Origin of the sequence: Candidatus Clostridium eludens, from assembly GCF_045310515.1 — a bacterium.
GTDB classification, from domain to species: domain Bacteria; phylum Bacillota; class Clostridia; order Clostridiales; family Clostridiaceae; genus Clostridium_B; species Clostridium_B eludens.
On the sequence record NZ_JBJHZX010000132.1, the window covers coordinates 1 to 902 of the forward strand.

Genomic DNA, 902 nt, shown 5'->3' on the forward strand with positions numbered 1-902 from the left:
GTGCCCACCTTTACGTGATGGCAACTAACAACAGGGGTTGCGCTCGTTGCAGGACTTAACCTAACATCTCACGACACGAGCTGACGACAACCATGCACCACCTGTCTCCCTGCCCCGAAGGGCTTCCTGCATTACCAGTAATTCAGGGGATGTCAAGTCTAGGTAAGGTTCTTCGCGTTGCTTCGAATTAAACCACATGCTCCGCTGCTTGTGCGGGTCCCCGTCAATTCCTTTGAGTTTTAATCTTGCGATCGTACTTCCCAGGCGGAGTACTTATTGTGTTTACTGCGGCACAGGGGGGGTCGATACCCCCTACACCTAGTACTCATCGTTTACGGCGTGGACTACCAGGGTATCTAATCCTGTTTGCTACCCACGCTTTCGTGCCTCAGCGTCAGTTACAGTCCAGAGAACCGCCTTCGCCACTGGTGTTCTTCCTAATCTCTACGCATTTCACCGCTACACTAGGAATTCCGTTCTCCTCTCCTGCACTCTAGATATCCAGTTTGAAATGCACTGCCCAGGTTAAGCCCGGGTCTTTCACATCTCACTTAAATATCCGCCTGCACACCCTTTACGCCCAGTAATTCCGGACAACGCTCGCCACCTACGTATTACCGCGGCTGCTGGCACGTAGTTAGCCGTGGCTTCCTCTTCCGGTACCGTCATTATCGTCCCGGATGACAGAGCTTTACGATCCGAAAACCTTCTTCACTCACGCGGCGTTGCTGCATCAGGCTTTCGCCCATTGTGCAATATTCCCCACTGCTGCCTCCCGTAGGAGTCTGGACCGTATCTCAGTTCCAATGTGGCCGATCACCCTCTCAGGTCGGCTACGCATCGTCGCCTTGGGGGGCTTTTATCCCTCCAACTAGCTAATGCGCCGCGGGCCCATCTCAAAG

Annotated in this window: 1 rRNA gene; it reads right to left on the reverse strand. The window is 53.7% G+C overall.

Annotated elements, in window-relative coordinates:
* A 16S ribosomal RNA gene (locus ACJDU8_RS25530) occupies nt 1-902 on the reverse strand; the annotation flags it as partial.